The organism is Nocardiopsis oceanisediminis (genome assembly GCF_048595525.1).
Taxonomy (GTDB): domain Bacteria; phylum Actinomycetota; class Actinomycetes; order Streptosporangiales; family Streptosporangiaceae; genus Nocardiopsis_A; species Nocardiopsis_A oceanisediminis.
In genome coordinates this window covers 6,404,358-6,421,915 of record NZ_JAFMZJ010000001.1, presented here as the reverse complement: position 1 = coordinate 6,421,915, position 17,558 = coordinate 6,404,358, and the positions used below count along the sequence as shown (strand labels likewise).

General features: G+C 69.7%; 31 protein-coding genes. 28 read left to right on the top strand and 3 right to left on the bottom strand.

Annotated features, from left to right (window positions below; translation table 11 throughout):
- Positions 1-5 precede the first annotated feature (5 nt).
- From rplB to truA, 28 genes are all read left to right on the top strand, one after another.
- Positions 6-845 carry a 50S ribosomal protein L2 gene (gene rplB / locus J0910_RS28010; protein WP_026120328.1) on the top strand — a complete coding sequence of 280 codons (840 nt, stop codon included), beginning with the start codon at positions 6-8 and terminating at the stop codon, positions 843-845.
- A 12-nt stretch (positions 846-857) separates the two neighbouring features.
- A complete protein-coding gene (rpsS, locus tag J0910_RS28005) occupies positions 858-1,136 on the top strand; it encodes a 30S ribosomal protein S19 (protein WP_420161511.1) in 279 nt (92 codons plus the stop codon).
- Positions 1,137-1,209: 73 nt separating this feature from the next.
- A complete protein-coding gene (gene rplV / locus J0910_RS28000; RefSeq protein ID WP_017593355.1) occupies positions 1,210-1,563 on the top strand; it encodes a 50S ribosomal protein L22 in 354 nt (117 codons plus the stop codon).
- Positions 1,563-2,369 carry a 30S ribosomal protein S3 gene (gene rpsC / locus J0910_RS27995; protein ID WP_420161510.1) on the top strand — a complete coding sequence of 269 codons (807 nt, stop codon included), beginning with the start codon at positions 1,563-1,565 and terminating at the stop codon, positions 2,367-2,369. The genes rplV and rpsC overlap by 1 nt, the downstream gene beginning before the upstream one ends.
- Positions 2,370-2,372: 3 nt before the next feature.
- The gene (rplP, locus tag J0910_RS27990) at positions 2,373-2,789 is read left to right on the top strand and encodes a 50S ribosomal protein L16 (RefSeq protein WP_017593357.1); all 417 of its coding nucleotides are present in this window, start codon (positions 2,373-2,375) and stop codon (positions 2,787-2,789) included.
- Entirely contained in the window at positions 2,789-3,043 is a 255-nt protein-coding gene (gene rpmC, locus J0910_RS27985; RefSeq protein ID WP_017593358.1) for a 50S ribosomal protein L29, read from the top strand. Before rplP ends, rpmC begins: the two co-directional genes overlap by 1 nt.
- Positions 3,040-3,318: a 30S ribosomal protein S17 gene (rpsQ, locus tag J0910_RS27980; protein ID WP_017593359.1), complete on the top strand. Its 279-nt coding sequence runs from the start codon at positions 3,040-3,042 to the stop codon at positions 3,316-3,318. The genes rpmC and rpsQ overlap by 4 nt, the downstream gene beginning before the upstream one ends.
- 101 nt (positions 3,319-3,419) lie before the next feature.
- Complete coding sequence (gene rplN / locus J0910_RS27975) at positions 3,420-3,788, top strand: 50S ribosomal protein L14 (RefSeq protein WP_017593360.1); 369 nt, start codon at positions 3,420-3,422, stop codon at positions 3,786-3,788.
- A gap of 3 nt (positions 3,789-3,791) precedes the next feature.
- Complete coding sequence (gene rplX / locus J0910_RS27970; RefSeq protein WP_420161509.1) at positions 3,792-4,097, top strand: 50S ribosomal protein L24; 306 nt, start codon at positions 3,792-3,794, stop codon at positions 4,095-4,097.
- Complete coding sequence (rplE, locus tag J0910_RS27965) at positions 4,097-4,672, top strand: 50S ribosomal protein L5 (RefSeq protein WP_420161508.1); 576 nt, start codon at positions 4,097-4,099, stop codon at positions 4,670-4,672. The genes rplX and rplE overlap by 1 nt, the downstream gene beginning before the upstream one ends.
- Positions 4,673-4,682: 10 nt before the next feature.
- Positions 4,683-4,868 (top strand): type Z 30S ribosomal protein S14, encoded by a 186-nt coding sequence (locus tag J0910_RS27960; RefSeq protein ID WP_420161507.1) that lies wholly within the window; start codon positions 4,683-4,685, stop codon positions 4,866-4,868.
- A gap of 254 nt (positions 4,869-5,122) precedes the next feature.
- Entirely contained in the window at positions 5,123-5,521 is a 399-nt protein-coding gene (rpsH, locus tag J0910_RS27955) for a 30S ribosomal protein S8 (protein WP_420161506.1), read from the top strand.
- Between the two features lie 16 nt (positions 5,522-5,537).
- On the top strand, positions 5,538-6,077 hold the full coding sequence (gene rplF, locus J0910_RS27950; RefSeq protein ID WP_017593365.1) for a 50S ribosomal protein L6: 540 nt from the start codon (positions 5,538-5,540) through the stop codon (positions 6,075-6,077).
- 2 nt (positions 6,078-6,079) lie between these two features.
- A complete protein-coding gene (rplR, locus tag J0910_RS27945) occupies positions 6,080-6,466 on the top strand; it encodes a 50S ribosomal protein L18 (protein WP_420161505.1) in 387 nt (128 codons plus the stop codon).
- Between the two features lie 51 nt (positions 6,467-6,517).
- A complete protein-coding gene (gene rpsE, locus J0910_RS27940; protein WP_017593367.1) occupies positions 6,518-7,120 on the top strand; it encodes a 30S ribosomal protein S5 in 603 nt (200 codons plus the stop codon).
- Between the two features lies 1 nt (position 7,121).
- A complete protein-coding gene (gene rpmD, locus J0910_RS27935) occupies positions 7,122-7,307 on the top strand; it encodes a 50S ribosomal protein L30 (protein WP_017593368.1) in 186 nt (61 codons plus the stop codon).
- Complete coding sequence (gene rplO, locus J0910_RS27930) at positions 7,304-7,768, top strand: 50S ribosomal protein L15 (RefSeq protein ID WP_420161504.1); 465 nt, start codon at positions 7,304-7,306, stop codon at positions 7,766-7,768. Before rpmD ends, rplO begins: the two co-directional genes overlap by 4 nt.
- Before the next feature lie 252 nt (positions 7,769-8,020).
- Positions 8,021-9,334 carry a preprotein translocase subunit SecY gene (gene secY, locus J0910_RS27925; RefSeq protein ID WP_420161503.1) on the top strand — a complete coding sequence of 438 codons (1,314 nt, stop codon included), beginning with the start codon at positions 8,021-8,023 and terminating at the stop codon, positions 9,332-9,334.
- The gene (locus tag J0910_RS27920; protein ID WP_420161502.1) at positions 9,334-9,984 is read left to right on the top strand and encodes an adenylate kinase; all 651 of its coding nucleotides are present in this window, start codon (positions 9,334-9,336) and stop codon (positions 9,982-9,984) included. The genes secY and J0910_RS27920 overlap by 1 nt, the downstream gene beginning before the upstream one ends.
- Positions 9,984-10,826 carry a type I methionyl aminopeptidase gene (gene map / locus J0910_RS27915; protein ID WP_420161501.1) on the top strand — a complete coding sequence of 281 codons (843 nt, stop codon included), beginning with the start codon at positions 9,984-9,986 and terminating at the stop codon, positions 10,824-10,826. The genes J0910_RS27920 and map overlap by 1 nt, the downstream gene beginning before the upstream one ends.
- Positions 10,827-10,922: 96 nt before the next feature.
- Positions 10,923-11,396 carry a DUF1707 SHOCT-like domain-containing protein gene (locus tag J0910_RS27910; protein ID WP_420161500.1) on the top strand — a complete coding sequence of 158 codons (474 nt, stop codon included), beginning with the start codon at positions 10,923-10,925 and terminating at the stop codon, positions 11,394-11,396.
- A gap of 245 nt (positions 11,397-11,641) precedes the next feature.
- Positions 11,642-11,863 carry a translation initiation factor IF-1 gene (infA, locus tag J0910_RS27905; RefSeq protein ID WP_017593374.1) on the top strand — a complete coding sequence of 74 codons (222 nt, stop codon included), beginning with the start codon at positions 11,642-11,644 and terminating at the stop codon, positions 11,861-11,863.
- A 69-nt stretch (positions 11,864-11,932) separates the two neighbouring features.
- Positions 11,933-12,046, top strand: a complete 114-nt coding sequence (rpmJ, locus tag J0910_RS27900; RefSeq protein ID WP_017537997.1) for a 50S ribosomal protein L36 — start codon at positions 11,933-11,935, stop codon at positions 12,044-12,046.
- Between the two features lie 169 nt (positions 12,047-12,215).
- On the top strand, positions 12,216-12,596 hold the full coding sequence (gene rpsM, locus J0910_RS27895) for a 30S ribosomal protein S13 (protein WP_017593375.1): 381 nt from the start codon (positions 12,216-12,218) through the stop codon (positions 12,594-12,596).
- Positions 12,597-12,656: 60 nt separating this feature from the next.
- A complete protein-coding gene (gene rpsK / locus J0910_RS27890; RefSeq protein ID WP_017593376.1) occupies positions 12,657-13,064 on the top strand; it encodes a 30S ribosomal protein S11 in 408 nt (135 codons plus the stop codon).
- Positions 13,065-13,207: 143 nt separating this feature from the next.
- Complete coding sequence (locus J0910_RS27885) at positions 13,208-14,224, top strand: DNA-directed RNA polymerase subunit alpha (protein ID WP_420161499.1); 1,017 nt, start codon at positions 13,208-13,210, stop codon at positions 14,222-14,224.
- 68 nt (positions 14,225-14,292) lie between these two features.
- The gene (gene rplQ / locus J0910_RS27880) at positions 14,293-14,793 is read left to right on the top strand and encodes a 50S ribosomal protein L17 (protein ID WP_420161498.1); all 501 of its coding nucleotides are present in this window, start codon (positions 14,293-14,295) and stop codon (positions 14,791-14,793) included.
- A 97-nt stretch (positions 14,794-14,890) separates the two neighbouring features.
- Positions 14,891-15,763, top strand: a complete 873-nt coding sequence (truA, locus tag J0910_RS27875; RefSeq protein WP_420161497.1) for a tRNA pseudouridine(38-40) synthase TruA — start codon at positions 14,891-14,893, stop codon at positions 15,761-15,763.
- A gap of 15 nt (positions 15,764-15,778) precedes the next feature.
- Here truA and J0910_RS27870 read toward each other — a convergent pair whose 3' ends face one another.
- From J0910_RS27870 to J0910_RS27860, 3 genes are all read right to left on the bottom strand, one after another.
- On the bottom strand, positions 15,779-16,078 hold the full coding sequence (locus J0910_RS27870) for a hypothetical protein (RefSeq protein WP_420161496.1): 300 nt from the start codon (positions 16,076-16,078) through the stop codon (positions 15,779-15,781).
- A complete protein-coding gene (locus J0910_RS27865; protein WP_420161495.1) occupies positions 16,075-16,389 on the bottom strand; it encodes an antitoxin of toxin-antitoxin stability system in 315 nt (104 codons plus the stop codon). The genes J0910_RS27870 and J0910_RS27865 overlap by 4 nt, the downstream gene beginning before the upstream one ends.
- Positions 16,390-16,507: 118 nt before the next feature.
- Positions 16,508-17,428 carry a hypothetical protein gene (locus J0910_RS27860; protein ID WP_420161494.1) on the bottom strand — a complete coding sequence of 307 codons (921 nt, stop codon included), beginning with the start codon at positions 17,426-17,428 and terminating at the stop codon, positions 16,508-16,510.
- Positions 17,429-17,558 lie beyond the last annotated feature (130 nt).

The window sequence follows — 17,558 nt, the reverse complement described above, 5'->3', positions numbered from 1 at the left end:
AGAAGATGGGCATTCGTAAGTACAAGCCGACGACACCGGGTCGTCGCGGCTCCAGCGTGAGCGACTTCGCTGAGATCACGCGCTCCGAGCCGGAGAAGTCCCTGGTGCGTCCGCTCCACTCCAAGGGCGGGCGGAACGGGCACGGCCGCATCACCACCCGCCACCAGGGCGGCGGCCACAAGCGTGCCTACCGCATCATCGACTTCCGCCGGCACGACAAGGACGGCGTTCCGGCCAAGGTCGCTCACATCGAGTACGACCCGAACCGGACCGCCCGCATCGCGCTGCTCCACTACGTGGACGGCGAGAAGCGCTACATCCTCGCGCCGGCCGGCCTGAAGCAGGGCGACCGGGTCGAGAACGGCCCCACGTCGGACATCAAGCCCGGCAACTGCCTCCCGCTGCGCAACATCCCCACGGGTACGTTCGTGCACGCGGTCGAGCTCAAGCCGGGCGGGGGCGCCAAGCTCGGCCGCTCCGCCGGCACGCAGATCCAGCTGCTGGCGAAGGAGGGCAACTACGCCACGCTGCGCATGCCCTCCGGCGAGATGCGGATGGTGGAGATCACCTGCCGCGCCACGGTCGGACAGGTCGGCAACGCCGAGCAGTCCAACATCAACTGGGGCAAGGCCGGCCGCATGCGGTGGAAGGGCAAGCGCCCGACCGTCCGCGGTGTGGTCATGAACCCGGTGGACCACCCGCACGGTGGTGGTGAGGGCAAGACCTCCGGCGGCCGCCACCCGGTGAACCCCGCGGGTAAGAAGGAAGGCCGTACCCGCAGCAAGAACAAGGCCAGCGACAAGTACATCGTGCGGCGTCGGCGCAGCGGCAAGAAGAAGCGGTAAGGAGCACGTCTGATGCCACGTAGCCTTAAGAAGGGCCCCTTCGTGGACCACCACCTGATGAAGAAGGTGGAGGACCAGAACGAGAAGGGCACCAAGAACGTCATCAAGACGTGGTCGCGCCGCTCCATGATCATCCCTGAGATGATCGGGCACACGCTCGCCGTGCACGACGGCCGCAAGCACGTCCCGGTCTTCGTCTCCGAGGCGATGGTCGGCCACAAGCTCGGCGAGTTCGCTCCCACGCGTACTTTCCGGAGCCACGTCAAGGAAGACCGCCGTAGCCGCCGTTAGCGGTTGCAGATCCAAGATGAACCATGTCCCCACGGTGCGTGGGGAGGAGATTTCCGTGAGCGAGGGAAAAGCGATGGGAACGAGGGCACAGGCGCGGTTCGTCCGCGTCACGCCCCGCAAGGCCCGCCGGGTGGTGGACCTTATTCGCGGGTTGCCCGCTGACGAGGCACAGGCGGTTCTCCGGTTCGCGCCGCAGGCGGCGAGCGAGCCGGTGGGGAAGGTGCTCGCGAGCGCCATCGCCAATGCCGAGCACAACGACAAGCTCGACCGCGAGACGCTGGTCGTCGGCGCTGCATGGGTGGATGAGGGCCCGACCCTCAAGCGCATCCGCCCGCGAGGCTTCGGCCGTGCCTTCCGCGTCACCAAGCGCACGAGCCACATCACCGTGGTCGTCGAGCCCAGTGAGACGAAGGAAAGGACCCGATAGTGGGGCAGAAGATCAACCCGCACGGGTTCCGGCTCGGGGTGACCACGGATTACAAGAGCCGCTGGTACGCCGACAAGCAGTACAAGGACTACGTCAAGGAAGACGTGGCCATCCGCCGCATGCTCAACCGCGGCATGGAGCGGGCCGGAATCGCCAAGGTCGAGATCGAGCGCACCCGTGAGCGCGTGCGGGTGGACATCCACACCGCCCGCCCCGGCATCGTCATCGGCCGGCGCGGCTCCGAGGCCGACCGGATCCGGGGCGACCTCGAGAAGCTGACCAAGAAGCAGGTCCAGCTCAACATCCTCGAGGTCAAGAACCCCGAGACCGAGGCCCAGCTCGTCGCGCAGGGCGTCGCCGAGCAGCTGGCCAGCCGGGTCGCCTTCCGGCGCGCCATGCGCAAGGCGATCCAGAGCGCGATGAAGAGCGGCGCCAAGGGCATCCGCATCCAGTGCGGCGGCCGCCTGGGCGGCGCCGAGATGAGCCGGTCGGAGTTCTACCGCGAGGGCCGTGTGCCGCTGCACACGCTCCGCGCCGACATCGACTACGGCTTCTTCGAGGCCCGCACCACCTTCGGCCGCATCGGCGTCAAGGTGTGGATCTACAAGGGCGACGCCCCGGCCACCCGCGCCGAGCGCGAGGCCAAGCAGGCCGCGCAGCGCGCCCCGGGCGGTGGCGGCGGTCAGCGCCGCGAGCGTCCGCAGCGCCGCCGCCGCGGCGGCCAGGGCCAGCAGGCCGAGGGCAAGTCCAGCGCGCCCGCCGAGGCGACTCAGGGCGCCGAGAAGTCCGGGAACGAGGGGAGCTGACCGATGCTCATTCCCCGGAAGGTCAAGTACCGCAAGCAGCACCACCCGGACCTGCGCGGGCGCGCCAAGGGTGGCACGACGGTCAACTTCGGTGAGTACGGCATCCAGGCCCTGGACGCCGCCTACGTCACCAACCGGCAGATCGAGGCCGCTCGTATCGCCATGACCCGTCACATCAAGCGCGGCGGCAAGGTGTGGATCAACATCTTCCCGGACCGCCCGCTGACCAAGAAGCCGGCCGAGACCCGCATGGGTTCCGGTAAGGGCTCCCCCGAGTGGTGGGTGGCCCCGGTCAAGCCCGGACGCGTCATGTTCGAGCTGGCCGGCGTGCCGGAGCCGGTGGCCAAGGAGGCCTTGCGTCGGGCGATGCACAAGCTCCCGATGCGGTGCAAGTTCGTGAAGCGGGAGGTGTGGGAGTAATGGCGAAGTCCACGACCGCCCAGGAGCTGCGGGACCAGTCCGCCGAGGACCTGGTCGGCAAGCTCAAGGAGGCGAAGGAAGAGCTGTTCAACCTGCGCTTCCAGGCTGCCACCGGGCAGCTGGACAACCACGGTCGACTGCGGATCGTCAAGCGCGAGATCGCCCGCATCTACACGGTCCTGCGGGAGCACGAGCTGGGCATCATGCCGCTGGCAGGCGAGTCGGCTGAGAAGACGAAGGAAGCAGCCGAATGAGCGAGACCAACGAGCAGCAGACCGCTCGCAACTACCGCAAGGTGCGCGAAGGCCTCGTGGTCAGCGACAAGATGTCGAAGACCGTGGTCGTCGAGGTGGAGGACCGCGTCAAGCACGCGCTGTACGGCAAGGTCATCCGCCGCACCACCAAGTACAAGGCCCACGACGAGGCCGAGATCTGCGGCGTCGGCGACCGGGTCCGCCTGATGGAGACCCGCCCGCTGTCGGCGACCAAGCGCTGGCGCGTCGTGGAGATCCTGGAGAAGGCTAAGTAGACCCCTGCCTCGGCGGCCGGTTGGTGGAGATCGGCCGCCCAAGGGGTGAGACCACCTAGCAGTGCGGACAGTGCGTCCGCGCGCATATATCAGGAGCAGACGTGATTCAGCAGGAGTCGCGACTCAAGGTCGCCGACAACACGGGGGCCAAGGAGATCTTGACCATCCGTGTCCTCGGCGGCTCGGGTCGGCGCTACGCGGGCATCGGCGACACGATCGTGGCGACGGTGAAGGACGCCCTTCCCGGCGCGGGCGTGAAGAAGGGCGATGTCGTCAAGGCCGTTGTCGTGCGCACCACCAAGGAGCGCCGCCGGCCCGACGGCTCCTACATCCGCTTCGATGAGAACGCCGCCGTGCTCATCAAGGACGGTGGGGACCCGCGAGGCACCCGCATCTTCGGTCCGGTCGGCCGGGAGCTGCGGGACAAGAAGTTCATGCGCATCATCTCGCTAGCGCCGGAGGTGCTCTAGGCGATGAAGATCAAAAAGGACGACGAGGTCATCGTCATCGCCGGCAAGGACAAGGGTGCCACCGGGAAGGTCCTCAAGGCCCTTCCCAAGGAGCAGCGTGTCGTCGTCGAGGGCGTCAACCTCATCAAGAAGCACAAGAAGGCGAATCCGGCCGGCGGCCAGCAGGGTGAGGTCGTCACCAAGGAGGCCCCGATCCACGTGAGCAACGTGGCCATCGTGGTGGACGGCAAGGCCAGCCGCGTCGGCTACCGCTTCGAGGAAGACGGCACCAAGGTTCGGATCTCCCGCCGTACCGGTAAGGACATCTGATGACGGTCACCAACGACATCGAGGCTCCGGCGCTGCCGCGGCTCAAGGCGAAGTACCGCGAGGAGATCGTCTCCGGGCTCCGCGAGGAGTTCGGCTACGCCAACATCATGCAGGTCCCCGGTCTGACCAAGATCGTGGTCAACATGGGTGTCGGCGAGGCCGCCCGGGACGCGAAGCTGATCCAGGGCGCCATCGCGGACATCACCGCGATCACCGGCCAGAAGCCCAAGCTCAACCGGGCCAAGAAGTCCATCGCGCAGTTCAAGCTGCGCGAGGGGCAGCCGATCGGCGCCAGCGTGACGCTGCGCAACGACCGGATGTGGGAGTTCCTCGACCGGCTGCTCTCCCTGGCGCTGCCGCGGATCCGCGACTTCCGGGGCCTTTCCCCGAAGCAGTTCGACGGGAACGGCAACTACACCTTCGGCCTGACCGAGCAGGTCATGTTCCACGAGGTCGACCCGGACAAGGTCGACCGCCAGCGCGGGATGGACATCACGGTCGTCACGACCGCGACCACCGACGAGGAGGGGCGCAGCCTGCTCAAGCGGCTCGGTTTCCCCTTCAAGGAAGCCTGAGGGAGCGGGTATGGCTAAGAAGGCACTGATCGCCAAGGCGAACCGGAAGCCGAAGTTCGCTGTCCGCGGGTATACTCGTTGCTCGCGCTGCGGCCGTCCGCGCGCCGTGTTCCGGAAGTTCGGCCTGTGCCGCATCTGCTTCCGCGAGATGGCGCACAAGGGCGAGCTGCCGGGCATCACCAAGTCCAGCTGGTAGCAACCGGCCGGCAGCAGGGGCCGAACGGGGCCCCGGCCGCGCTCCGCGCGGCGGGCCCCGTCCCCTCTCCCCTCCCGGAGTCCGCTCCGGAAGCAATTCGACGCATACGACAGGGCACGGCACCGGTACGTCCGGAGCGGTGCCCACGACCACGCCGTAGGTCCTAGAGGAACCTCCGCCGCAGGCGGGGGAGCAGACGGGAAATGGACCCGCCTGTCCTTGGGGAAACCACGGCGAGGAAGGGCCTATCGGCCATGACAATGACCGACCCGATCGCAGACATGCTGACGCGTCTGCGCAACGCGAATTCGGCTTACCACGACTCCGTGACGATGCCGTATTCCAAGATCAAGGCGCACATCGCCGAGATCCTCCAGCAGGAGGGCTACGTCCAGAGCTGGCGCACCGAGGACGCCCCGGTGGGCAAGAACCTCGTGGTGGAGCTGAAGTACGGCCCCACCCGGGAGCGCTCCATCGCCGGCGTCCGCCGGGTCTCCAAGCCGGGCCTGCGGGTCTACGCGAAGAAGGAGAACCTGCCGCGCGTCCTGGGCGGCCTCGGCGTGGCGATCATTTCGACGTCCGGTGGCCTGATGACGGACAAGCAGGCCAAGAAGCGCGGCGTGGGCGGCGAAGTCCTCGCCTACGTCTGGTAGAGGGAGAGATTTCAGCATGTCGCGTATTGGTCGACTGCCGGTCTCGGCCCCCAAGGGCGTCGAAGTCACGATTGACGGGCAAGACGTCACTGTCAAGGGGCCGAAGGGCACGCTGCACCACACGGTGACCGAGCCGATCACGGTCGAGACCCAGGAGGACGGCCGCGTCGTCCTGGCCCGGCCGGATGACAAGCCGGAGACCCGTTCGCTGCACGGCCTCAACCGCGCACTCATCGCCAACCTGGTCGAGGGCGTCTCCAAGGGCTTCACCAAGACCCTGGAGATCCACGGCGTCGGCTACCGGGTCCAGGCCAAGGGCTCCAACCTGGAGTTCTCCCTGGGCTACAGCCACCCCGTCGTGATCGAGCCCCCGGAGGGCATCACCTTCCGGGTGGAGAAGCCGACCCTGCTGCACGTCGAGGGCATCGACAAGCAGCTCGTCGGCCAGGTCGCCGCGAACATCCGCGGTCTGCGCAAGCCCGACCCGTACAAGAAGAAGGGCGTGCGGTACCAGGGCGAGCAGATCCGCTCCAAGGCGGGGAAGGCTGGTAAGTAAGCATGGCGAAGAGCTCGACCGCGGTCCGCAAGGGCACCGCCGCGCGCACGGCCTCCCGGGCCCGCCGGCACCTGCGGGTCCGCAAGAAGGTCTCCGGCACCGAGGCGCGTCCGCGCCTGGTGGTCACCCGCTCCTCCAAGCACATCGTCGCCCAGATCGTGGACGACACCAAGGGCCACACCCTGGTGTCCGCCTCCACCCTGGACGCCTCGCTGCGCTCTGCGGAGGGCACCAAGACCGAGAAGTCGCAGAAGGTCGGCGAGCTGATCGCTCAGCGCGCCAAGGACGCCGGTGTCAGCGCCGTCGTCTTCGACCGCGGCGGCAACCGGTACCACGGCCGCATCGCCGCCCTCGCCGAGGGTGCGCGCTCCGGCGGGCTGGAGTTCTAAGGTGACGAACTCGGTCCGAAGCATCGAAATCGACGGGAAGAGGAACCACTGATGGCTGCAGCTCCGCGGCGCGGCGCCGGTGGCGAGCGGCGTGACCGCCGTGACGATCGCCGCGGCGGCGCCGCAGACAAGGGTGTCTCCTACATCGAAAAGGTCGTGACCATCAACCGGGTCGCCAAGGTCGTCAAGGGCGGCCGGCGGTTCAGCTTCACCGCGCTGGTCGTCGTCGGCGACGGCAACGGCATGGTGGGCGTGGGTTACGGCAAGGCCAAGGAAGTTCCGGCCGCCATCGCCAAGGGTGTCGAGGAGGCGAAGAAGAACTTCTTCCGCGTCCCGCGCATCCAGGGCACCATCACGCACCAGGTGCAGGGTGAGGACGCCGCCGGCGTCGTCCTGCTGCGCCCGGCCGCCCCGGGTACCGGTGTGATCGCCGGCGGTCCGGTCCGCGCCGTGCTGGAGTGCGCCGGGATCCACGACGTGCTCAGCAAGTCGCTCGGCTCGTCCAACCCGCTGAACATCGTGCACGCCACCGTGGCGGCGCTGAAGGGCCTGAACCGCCCGGAGGAGATCGCGGCCCGCCGCGGCCTGCCGGTCGAGGACGTCGCCCCGGCCGCCATGCTGCGCGCCCGCGCGGAAGCGAAGGCGGGTGCCTGACATGGCGAAGCTGAAGATCACGCAGGTCCGCTCGAAGATCGGCGGCACCGCGAAGCAGCACGACAACCTGCGCTCGCTGGGTCTGGGCAAGATCGGGCGCTCCGTCGTCCGCGAGGACCGCCCCGAGGTCCGCGGCCAGATCACGATCGTTGCGCACCTCGTTTCCGTCGAGGAGGTCGGCGAATGAGCGAGAACAACACCGACGAGCTGCTCAAGCTCCACCACCTGCGTCCGGCCCCCGGCGCCAACAAGTCCAAGGTCCGCAAGGGCCGCGGCGAGGCGTCCAAGGGCAAGACGGCCGGTCGCGGCACCAAGGGCACCAAGGCCCGCTCCACCGTGCCGGTCGGCTTCGAGGGCGGCCAGATGCCCCTGATCCGGCGGCTGCCGAAGCTCAAGGGCTTCAGCAACGCGAAGTTCCGCAAGGAGTACCAGGTGGTCAACCTGGACAAGCTCGCGGAGCTGTACCCGGAGGGCGGCGAGGTCACCGTCGCCGACCTGGTCGCCAAGGGCGCGGTTCGCAAGAACCAGCTCGTGAAGGTGCTGGGCACCGGGGAGATCTCCGTGGCGGTGCGGGTGAGCGCGGACGCGTTCTCCGCCTCGGCCAAGGAGAAGATCGCAGCGGCCGGTGGCACCGCCACCGAGCTGTAGAGGGATCCGATCCCGGGCAGTGAAGCGATGCGGGGGCGCTCGCCGGTAGAACCCATTAGGTTGGGTACCGGCGGGCGCCCCCGAGCGCTTCCGCGGCCCGCCAGACGGGCGATTGGCTGTTACAGTGCCTTACTGCTTGACCGATGACTCCAGGGTTCCGGGCGCGCACCCGGTGCCGACGACCTACGACGATTCAGGATCGGCCGCGATGTCTCGAACCGGTTCCGCCGCCGAAGCCGCGCAGGAGGAGACGTGCTAGGTGCGTTCGTTCGTGCGTTCCGCACGCCCGACCTGCGTAACAAGCTGCTGTTCACCATTTTCATCCTGACCGTCTTCCGGTTGGGATCGGTCATCCCGGCGCCGGGGATCGACTCGGCGGCCATCCGCGACCAGCTGGAGGCCGTGCAGTCCGCCGACGACTCGGGGATCTACTCCCTGATCAACCTGTTCAGCGGCGGGGCCCTGCTGCAGCTGACGGTGTTCGCGCTGGGCATCATGCCCTACATCACCGCGAGCATCATCATCAACCTGCTGACCGTGGTGATCCCGCGGCTGGAGGCCCTCAAGAAGGAGGGCCAGGCCGGCCAGGCCAAGATCACCCAGTACACGCGGTACCTGACGCTGGCGCTGGCGGTCCTGCAGTCCACGAGCTTCATCGCGATGGCGCGCAGCGGCCAGCTGTTCCAGCAGCAGATCCCGGTGCAGACCTACATGCCCAACGACGACCTGCTGACCCTGATCACCATGGTGTTCACCATGACGGCGGGGACCGCGGTCATCATGTGGTTCGGTGAGCTGATCACCGAGCGCGGCGTCGGCAACGGCATGTCCCTGCTGATCTTCACCCAGGTCGTCGCGATGTTCCCGTCCTCGATCGGGACCATCTGGCAGGAGCAGGACACCTGGGTCTTCGTGCTCATCTGCGTCGCCGGCATCGTGCTGATCGCCGGGGTCGTCTTCATCGAGCAGGCGCAGCGCCGGATCCCGGTGCACTACGCCAAGCGGATGGTGGGCCGGCGGATGTTCGGCGGCAGCTCCACCTACATCCCGCTCAAGGTGAACCAGGCCGGCATCATCCCGGTCATCTTCGCCTCCTCGCTGCTCTACCTCCCGCAGCTGGCCATCGGCCTGTTCGGGCAGAACTCCGACAACCCCGTTGTGAAGTTTCTCAACGAGTACTTCGTCGGGGGCACGCATCCGGTCTACATGGCCACGTTCTTCGTACTGATCATCGGGTTCGCGTTCTTCTACGTGGCCATCACCTTCAACCCCGCTGAAGTCGCCGACAACATGAAGAAGTACGGTGGGTTCATCCCGGGTATCCGGCCCGGGCGTCCGACCGCGGAGTACCTGGACTACGTCCTGACCCGGCTGACGACCCCCGGATCCCTGTACCTCGGGGTCATCGCTCTGCTGCCGATGGTGGCTCTGGGCGCGTCCGGCGCGTCGCAGAACTTCCCGTTCGGCGGTACGAGCATCCTGATCATGGTCGGTGTCGGGCTGGACACGGTGAAACAGATCGAGTCTCACCTCCAGCAGCGGAACTACGAAGGTTTTCTGCGATAGTGCGTGCCGTACTTGTGGGTCCCCCGGGTGCCGGGAAAGGCACCCAGGCCCAGCTCCTGGCGTCAGAACTGTCCATCCCCAAGGTGTCCACCGGTGACATCTTCCGGGCCAACGTGAGTGGCGGTACCGAGCTCGGCAAGCGTGCCAAGAGCTACATGGACCGCGGCGACCTCGTCCCCGACGAGGTCACCAACGAGATGGTGCGCGCCCGGCTCGGTGAGCCGGACGCCCGCGAGGGCTTCCTGCTCGACGGGTTCCCGCGCAATGTCGCCCAGGCGGAGACGCTGGACGGCATGCTCAAGGAGATGGGCACCGCCCTCGACGCGGTCCTGGAGCTCAAGGTCGACGAGGACGAGGTGGTCAAGCGCCTCTCCGGGCGCCGCTCCTGCCGGGAGTGCGGCCGGGTCTACCACCTCGAATACGACCCGCCGGCGAAGAAGGGCGTCTGCGACGCCTGCGGCGGCGAGCTCTACCAGCGCGACGACGACCGCGAGGACGTCATCCGGCACCGCCTCCAGGTGTACCGGGAGCAGACCGAGCCGCTGGTCGCCTTCTACGCGGAGCAGGGCGTGCTGGTGACGATCGAGGCGGTCGCCGAGGTCACCGAGGTCACCGGCAGAGCGCTGAGCGCGCTCGGAACCGGGTCCTGATGTTCCGCAAGGCCCGGCCGGACATCCAGGTCAAGACCCCGGAGCAGATCGCGAAGATGCGCGAGGCCGGCAAGGTGGTGGCGCGCGCCCTCAACGAGGTGCGCGCCGCCGCGGCCCCCGGGGTCTCCACGCTCGACCTGGACGCGGTCGCGGAGCGGGTGATCCGGGAGGCCGGCGCGATCCCCTCCTTCAAGGGCTACGGGGGCGGCGGCGGGGTGCCGGCCTTCCCCGGCTCCATCTGCGCCTCGGTCAACGAGGAGGTCGTGCACGGCATCCCGCGGGCCGAGCGGGTGCTCCGCGAGGGCGACACCGTCTCGGTGGACTGCGGGGCGATCCTGGACGGCTGGCACGGCGACTCGGCGATCACGATCGCGGTCGGCGAGGTCTCCGAGGCGGACCGGAAGATGATGGACGTCTGCCGGGAGTCCATGTGGCGCGGGATCGACCAGCTGCGCCCCGGGCGCCGGCTCGGCGACATCGGCCACGCCATCGACTCCTACATGCGCTCCCAGGGGCGCTACGGCAACGTCCAGGAGTACGGCGGGCACGGCATCGGCACCGAGATGCACATGGAGCCGCACGTGCTCAACCACGGGCGGCCCGGCAAGGGGCTCGAACTGGTGGAGGGCGTGGTCCTCGCCATCGAGCCGATGACCAACCGGGGCACCCGGCACGTGGCGGTGCTGGAGGACGACTGGACCGTGGTCACCCGGGACGGGGCCCGCTCCGCGCACTTCGAGCACACCGTCGCGGTCACCGCGGACGGCCCGCTGGTGCTCACCGCCCGGGAGGACGACCGGGACGACATCGCCCGCCGGGGCTTCCCCGACCCGGGCCGGTAGGACCGGAATCGGACCGGAATCCGCGGGCGGGCCCCTCCCTATAGGATGGGCCCGTCAGCGTAAGGGCGGGCTTTTTCGGGCGAGGGCGGTGGATCCGTGGTCGATGACCCCCTCGACCTGAGGGCCGGAGACGGCGAGCGGGACCGGGTCGCCAAGTTCCTCCAGGAGAGCTTCGCGCAGGGGCGGCTGGACAGCGGGGAGTTCAGCTCCCGGCTGGAGTCGGCCTACCGGGCGCGCACCCGGCGCGAGCTGGAGGCGGTGACCGGCGACCTCCCGGACGGGGAGGCGGCCGCGCCGGAGCCGGCGGCGGTCCGCGCCGAGCCCGCCGCCGCACTGCCGCCGGAGCGGGGGGTCCTCCGCGACCCCGCGCTGCTCATCCCGTGGGGGCTGTGGGCCGGGGTGAACACCCTGTGCTTCGTCATCTGGCTGATCCTCTTCCTCACCGGGGAGGTCGGCTACCCGTGGTTCCTCTGGGTGCTCTTCCCGTGGGGGATCGTGATGCTCTTCATCACCATCACCCTGGCCCTGCTGCAGCGGGGCGGCGGTGAGGCCGAGGAGGCGGGGGAGTGACCTCCCGCCGCCGCGCCGCGGGTGACCGGGCAGTGGTGCGGACAGGATAGACTGGCCATGCCCACACTCGGGTTGTTGGGTCCGGCTGCCTTCTTTCGCATCCGCTGGGATCAGTGCGTATGCTGTCGCAGTTGACCTGATTGTCAATGTTCGATTCAGCAGTGTGCCCCGTCGGCCCGATCCGGGCCGACCGGTCTTATGCTTCCCCGGCTCCGCCCGGGGGCGATTCCTGAAGCGTGGAGGATATGGCTAAGAAAGACGGCGCCATCGAGATCGAGGGCTCCGTTATCGAGTCCCTACCCAACGCGATGTTCCGAGTGGAGCTCGACAACGGGCACAAGGTCCTTGCCCACATCAGCGGCAAGATGCGGATGCACTACATCCGCATCCTCCCCGACGACCGCGTCGTGGTGGAGCTGAGCCCGTACGACCTCACCCGCGGGCGCATCGTTTACCGCTACAAGTAGCCACCAAGGCCGCCCGCCGCCGCCCCGGTCCCCCGGGGACGGCCAAGGCGGCCCGAGTTCGGAGACACCATGAAGGTCAAGCCGAGCGTCAAGAAGATCTGCGCGAAGTGCCGAGTGATCCGCCGCCACGGCCGGATCATGGTCATCTGCTCGGACCCGCGCCACAAGCAGCGCCAGGGCTAGACCCCCGGCGCCGGCTCTTCCCGGCGCAAAGCGTTTGAAGAAGGCCTGTTCCGGTTCCCGCGGTGCGCGGGGACAACCCCCGGTCGGAGGCCGGGGCCTCGTCGAAAGGGCGACGAGAGGGCAGTGGAACGGGTAAGACCTCCGCACAGCACGAAGGAGCTTCGCCCACATGGCACGCCTTTCCGGCGTCGACCTCCCGCGCGACAAGCGCGTGGAGATCGCTCTCACCTATGTTTTCGGGATCGGCCGCACCCGCGCGATCGAGACCCTCAAGAACACCGGGGTCAGCCCCGACACCCGCGTGCACCAGCTCACCGAGGACGAGCTCGGCCGCCTGCGCGACTGGATCGACGCGAACTACCAGGTCGAGGGCGACCTGCGGCGCGAGGTCCAGGCCGACATCCGCCGCAAGATGGAGATCGCCTGCTACCAGGGCATCCGTCACCGCCGCGGCCTTCCGGTCCACGGTCAGCGCACGCAGACCAACGCCCGCACCCGCAAGGGCAAGAAGAAGACCGTGGCCGGCAAGAAGAAGGCCGGCAAGAAGTAGTCCGCCCGGCTCCGCACGCACGTGAGCCGTACGGATCGATGATCTTGGGAGAGTGAAGGAATGCCGCCTAAGGGCCGCCAGCAGGGCGCCGCGCGCAAGGTGCGCCGCAAGGAAAAGAAGAACATCGCCCACGGGCATGCTCACATCAAGAGCACGTTCAACAACACCATCGTGAGCATCACCGACCCGACCGGTGCGGTGATCTCGTGGGCGAGCTCCGGGCAGGTCGGCTTCAAGGGGTCGCGCAAGTCCACCCCGTTCGCCGCGCAGATGGCCGCCGAGGCCGCCGCCCGCCGCGCCCAGGAGCACGGGGTGCGCAAGGTCGACGTCTTCGTCAAGGGTCCGGGCTCCGGCCGCGAGACCGCCATCCGCTCGCTCCAGGCCACCGGCCTGGAGGTGGGCTCCATCCAGGACGTCACGCCGGTGCCGCACAACGGCTGCCGTCCGCCGAAGCGCCGCCGGGTCTGAGCCGGGCAGCGCCGCGCCGCGCCGCCCGCGGGGCCCGATACGGGCCCCCGCGGAGCGGGTAGGCAGTTGAAGAGGCTCCGCGGCCGCGGAGCCGTCCAGTGGCCGTCATATAGCGGGCGGCCGTGGGAAAGGAAAACCGTCACATGCTGATCGCTCAGCGTCCGACCCTCTCCGAGGAGAGCCTGTCGGAGCTCCGGTCCAAGTTCGTCATCGAGCCGCTGGAGCCGGGCTTCGGCTACACCATCGGCAACTCGCTCCGGCGGACCCTGCTCTCCTCCATCCCCGGTGCGGCCGTCACCAGCATCCGCATCGAGGGCGTCGAGCACGAGTTCACCACCGTGCCCGGCGTCAAGGAGGACGTCACCGAGGTCATCCTGAACCTCAAGGGCCTCGTCGTCTCCTCCGAGCACGACGAGCCGGTTCTGATGTACCTGCGCAAGCAGGGCCCCGGTGTCGTCACCGCAGCGGACATCGCCCCGCCGGCGGGGGTCGAGGTGCACAACCCCGACCTGCACATCGCCACCCTCAACGGCAAGGGCAAGCTGGAGATGGAGCTGACGGTCGAGCGCGGCCGCGGTTACGTCTCGGCGACCCAGAACAAGCAGCCCGGCCAGGAGATCGGCCGCATCCCGATCGACTCCATCTACTCGCCGGTCCTGCGGGTCACCTACAAGGTCGAGGCCACCCGTGTCGAGCAGCGCACCGACTTCGACCGGCTGATCCTGGACATCGAGACCAAGCCGTGCATCCGGCCGCGCGACGCCGTCGCGAGCGCCGGGAAGACGCTGGTCGAGCTGTTCGGGCTGGCGCGGGAGCTCAACGTCGACGCCGAGGGCATCGACATGGGCCCGTCCCCCACGGACGCCGCGCTCGCCGCCGACCTGGCGCTGCCGATCGAGGACCTCAACCTGACGGTTCGCTCCTACAACTGCCTCAAGCGGGAGGGGATCCACAGCGTGGGCGAGCTGGTCGCCCGCTCCGAGCAGGACCTCCTGGACATCCGCAACTTCGGTGCCAAGTCCATCGAGGAGGTCAAGCAGAAGCTCATCGACATGGGCCTCTCGCTGAAGGACTCCCCGCCCGGATTCGACCCGAGCAGCGCGGCGGACTCCTACGGTTCCGACGACGACCAGTCCTACGTCGAGACCGAGCAGTACTAGAAGACGTCGCCCATGGTCTGCGGCGGCCGTGTGCCGGGCTGCGGACCGCATCACTAGGAGAACCACACATGCCCACGCCAACGAAGGGGGCCCGCCTGGGCTCCGGGCCGGCTCATGAGCGGCTCATGCTGGCGAACCTGGCGACCTCGCTGTTCCAGCACGGCCGCATCAAGACCACGGAGGCCAAGGCCAAGCGCCTGCGTCCGTACGCGGAGAAGCTCATCACCCTGGGCAAGCGCGGCGACCTGCACGCCCGCCGCCAGGTGCTGCGCACGATCACCGACAAGGCCGTCGTGCACGAGCTGTTCACCGCGATCGGTCCGCGGTTCGAGAACCGCGAGGGCGGCTACACCCGGATCACCAAGATCGGGCCGCGCAAGGGCGACAACGCCCCGATGGCCGTCATCGAGCTGGTCGAGGCGCTGAACCGCCCGGCCGCCAAGACGGTCAAGGCGGAGGAGGCCCCCAAGGCCGAGGAGGCTCCGAAGGCGGAGGAGACCGCCGCCGAGGAGACCCCCGCGGAGGAGGCTCCCGAGGAGCAGGCCGAGGCGAAGGCCGACGAGAAGTAGGCTCCGCGCACTGCGGGCTGCCGGTGCCCGGTCCCCGTCTGGGGGCCGGGCACCGCTGCTTTCCACCGTTCTTTCGACGCCGCACGGAGGGGAACCGATGCCCACGGAAGACGCCGCCGGGGGCGGTCCGGAGGAGGTCCGGATCCGCCTGGACATCGCCTACGACGGATCCGGCTTCTCCGGGTGGGCGGTGCAGCCGGGGCTGCGCACCGTCCAGGGGGTGCTGCAGGAGGCCCTGGCCCGGGTGCTGCGGGTGCCGGAGGTGCAGCTGACCGTCGCCGGGCGGACCGACGCGGGCGTGCACGCCCGCGGCCAGGCGGCCCACGCCGACCTGCCCGCTGCGGTCTGGGCCGCGGAGGGGGAGCGGGTGCCGCGCCGGCTGGCCGGGGTGCTGCCGCCGGACGTGCGGGTCACCGCGGTCCGGCCCGCCCCGGACGGCTTCGACGCCCGGTTCTCCCCGCTGTACCGGCGCTACGTGTACCGGGTGGACGACACCCCGAGCGGGGTCGACCCGCTCCGCCGACACGACGTGCTCTGGCACAAGCGCCCGCTGGACGCCGACCGGATGAACCGCGCCGCGGCGCTGCTCCTCGGCGAGCACGACTTCGCGGCGTTCTGCAAGCGCCGGGAGGGCGCCACCACCGTCCGCGAGTTGCAGCGCCTGGAGTGGGTGCGGGAGGAGGGCGGCCGCTGCGCGGCCGCCGTGCAGGCGGACGCCTTCTGCCACAACATGGTCCGCGCGCTGATCGGCGCGATGCTCGCGGTCGGCGACGGCCGCCGCCCGGAGGAGTGGCCGGCCGAGGTGCTGGCCGCCGGGGTCCGGGACCCCGCGGTGCACGTGGTCGCCCCGCACGGGCTGAGCCTGGAGGAGGTCGCCTACCCGCCCGACGCCGACCTCGCCGCCCGCGCCCGGCTCACCCGCCGCGTCCGCACCCTGCCGGCCCCGGAACCGCGGCAGCCCCTGGGGTGAGCACGAGGCCGTCGATCACACCGCCGAGGCCGCCGCGGCATGGCGGGCGGAGGGTCGGCGAGGACGGATCAGCCAGACCCGTACCCGGTCGGGATAGACGCCCGCCACGAGCCGCATGGCCTCGGTGCGAAGGTGGTGAGTGTCGGGGAGCTCGAGGTCGGGCAGTGCATTCGATTCAGGGGCCGGCGGTACGGGACCGATCGCCAGGGCCGCCAGGACGTCACGGAGTCGTCGACGATGTTCGGCGGGCGCTGCCTGAGCGGCTTTGAGTGCTTCAGGCGCCCAGACGACTTCGCGGATGAAGGGGGCGCTCACTCGGTGAGTCCTAGGTCCTGATCGAGTCCGGCCAGTAGCTCGGTGCGGTCGGCGGGGGCGGGCGCAGAGGTGTGCCAGGCGATCTCGCCGCGCGCGTCGGCCGAGGCGAGTTCGGCGACCTCTCTTCGATCCCGCTCGCGGCGCAGTTCTTCGAGCTCGTCCACCAGATGAGCAGGGACGATGGCTGCGGCCCGGGTTCGGCCGCGGCCGCGGGTGACGTAGGTGACCTCGCTGGCGTAAGCAGCGCGGTTCACCGCGTCGGAGAAGTGGTCACGGGCCTGGGCGACGCTGAGTTCGGTGGTGGCGTTCATGAATCCGGTGCGCGCCGACAACGCCAAGATCGCCGATATCGCCACCATGGCGAAGAGGAAAGGGCGGCCGCCGATCCTGGCGGCCGCCCTTGTCCGACTTCCGGGGGGCGTGCTGCGATTACCCGGCGGTCTGCTCGGCCAGCGAGTCCAGGGTGGTGTCGACGAAGCCGCCGCCGACCTCCTCCAGGTCGGCCCCGCCCCCGCCGGGGGCGCTGCCGTCGGAGTTGGCGGCCAGGCTGAACAGCAGGTAGGGGCCCCACTGGCCGCCGCTGCCCTGGCCGGCGGAGCGGTCCAGCTGCTCGGCGCCGCTGCCCTCCTTGCCCTTCAGCCCGGCGAACCACTGGTTCGCGCCCAGGTCCTGGGCCTCCAGGGCCGCGGCGGCCTGCTCGGCCGAGTCCATGGCGGCGACGCCCGCGGTGACCGCGACCGCCCCGTCGGCGTCCACGTAGGTCGCGCGGATCACCTGGCGGCAGCCGTTCTCCTCGAGCACCTCTCCGTAGGAGCCCTGGCCCACGGTGGCGCAGTCCTCGGTGTCGTCGACCAGAGCCAGCTCGTACTCGGTGCCCTCGACGGTGAGGCTCTCCGGGAACAGCCCGCCGGACTCCAGCGCCGCCGGGGCCTCCGGGGGCGCGGCCGTCCCGCCGGAGGAGAGCCCGGCCTCGTCCTCCCCGCCGCCGGTGGCGAGCAGGAACGCCCCGCCTCCGCCGGCCGCGAGCAGGGCGACGAAGCCCACACCGATCAGCACCTTGGTGCCGGTTCCGGCGCGGCCGGCCCGGGAGCGGCGGCGCGGCGGCTCGTCGTCGAAGTCGTCGAGCCCGGACAGGTCGATCTCGGCGGTGGCGCCGGCCCCGCCGGGGGGCGCCTCGTCGCGGAACATCGGGCGGCCGCCGAACTCCTCGGAGACCCGCGGCACGGCCTGGGTGGCGTCCTCGGAGCCGACCGCGGCCATGTTCTGGGTGGCCCCGCCGGCGTCATCGGGGAAGTACGGCTCGTCCTCCACCGGGACGGCGCCGTCGGCGACGTCGGTCGGGCCGAGCACCCGGCCGCGCAGCGGCCGGTCCGGCGGGGTCTCCCGGGGGGCGCCGGGCTGCGGCCCGGGAGGAGGCTGCGGTGCGCCCGGGGGCGGCCCCTGGGGGGCGCCGGAGGGCGCCTGCGGCCCGCCGTGCGGC

Excerpts from the sequence above, each read along its gene's own strand:
- rpsM (WP_017593375.1), top strand. The coding sequence starts at position 12,216 with ATGGCACGCCTTTCCGGCGTCGACCTCCCGCGCGACAAGCGCGTGGAG.
- J0910_RS27885 (WP_420161499.1), top strand. The coding sequence starts at position 13,208 with ATGCTGATCGCTCAGCGTCCGACCCTCTCCGAGGAGAGCCTGTCGGAG.
- rpmD (WP_017593368.1), top strand. The coding sequence starts at position 7,122 with ATGGCGAAGCTGAAGATCACGCAGGTCCGCTCGAAGATCGGCGGCACC.
- J0910_RS27960 (WP_420161507.1), top strand. The coding sequence starts at position 4,683 with ATGGCTAAGAAGGCACTGATCGCCAAGGCGAACCGGAAGCCGAAGTTC.
- rpsQ (WP_017593359.1), top strand. The coding sequence starts at position 3,040 with ATGAGCGAGACCAACGAGCAGCAGACCGCTCGCAACTACCGCAAGGTG.
- rpmJ (WP_017537997.1), top strand. The coding sequence starts at position 11,933 with ATGAAGGTCAAGCCGAGCGTCAAGAAGATCTGCGCGAAGTGCCGAGTG.
- rplO (WP_420161504.1), top strand. The coding sequence starts at position 7,304 with ATGAGCGAGAACAACACCGACGAGCTGCTCAAGCTCCACCACCTGCGT.
- rpsH (WP_420161506.1), top strand. The coding sequence starts at position 5,123 with ATGACAATGACCGACCCGATCGCAGACATGCTGACGCGTCTGCGCAAC.
- rplX (WP_420161509.1), top strand. The coding sequence starts at position 3,792 with ATGAAGATCAAAAAGGACGACGAGGTCATCGTCATCGCCGGCAAGGAC.
- rpsE (WP_017593367.1), top strand. The coding sequence starts at position 6,518 with ATGGCTGCAGCTCCGCGGCGCGGCGCCGGTGGCGAGCGGCGTGACCGC.
- truA (WP_420161497.1), top strand. The coding sequence starts at position 14,891 with ATGCCCACGGAAGACGCCGCCGGGGGCGGTCCGGAGGAGGTCCGGATC.
- rplB (WP_026120328.1), top strand. The coding sequence starts at position 6 with ATGGGCATTCGTAAGTACAAGCCGACGACACCGGGTCGTCGCGGCTCC.
- rplP (WP_017593357.1), top strand. The coding sequence starts at position 2,373 with ATGCTCATTCCCCGGAAGGTCAAGTACCGCAAGCAGCACCACCCGGAC.
- rpmC (WP_017593358.1), top strand. The coding sequence starts at position 2,789 with ATGGCGAAGTCCACGACCGCCCAGGAGCTGCGGGACCAGTCCGCCGAG.
- rpsS (WP_420161511.1), top strand. The coding sequence starts at position 858 with ATGCCACGTAGCCTTAAGAAGGGCCCCTTCGTGGACCACCACCTGATG.
- rpsK (WP_017593376.1), top strand. The coding sequence starts at position 12,657 with ATGCCGCCTAAGGGCCGCCAGCAGGGCGCCGCGCGCAAGGTGCGCCGC.
- rplV (WP_017593355.1), top strand. The coding sequence starts at position 1,210 with ATGGGAACGAGGGCACAGGCGCGGTTCGTCCGCGTCACGCCCCGCAAG.
- rplR (WP_420161505.1), top strand. The coding sequence starts at position 6,080 with ATGGCGAAGAGCTCGACCGCGGTCCGCAAGGGCACCGCCGCGCGCACG.
- rplQ (WP_420161498.1), top strand. The coding sequence starts at position 14,293 with ATGCCCACGCCAACGAAGGGGGCCCGCCTGGGCTCCGGGCCGGCTCAT.
- infA (WP_017593374.1), top strand. The coding sequence starts at position 11,642 with ATGGCTAAGAAAGACGGCGCCATCGAGATCGAGGGCTCCGTTATCGAG.
- rplF (WP_017593365.1), top strand. The coding sequence starts at position 5,538 with ATGTCGCGTATTGGTCGACTGCCGGTCTCGGCCCCCAAGGGCGTCGAA.
- map (WP_420161501.1), top strand. The coding sequence starts at position 9,984 with ATGTTCCGCAAGGCCCGGCCGGACATCCAGGTCAAGACCCCGGAGCAG.
- rplE (WP_420161508.1), top strand. The coding sequence starts at position 4,097 with ATGACGGTCACCAACGACATCGAGGCTCCGGCGCTGCCGCGGCTCAAG.
- J0910_RS27865 (WP_420161495.1), bottom strand. The coding sequence starts at position 16,389 with ATGAACGCCACCACCGAACTCAGCGTCGCCCAGGCCCGTGACCACTTC.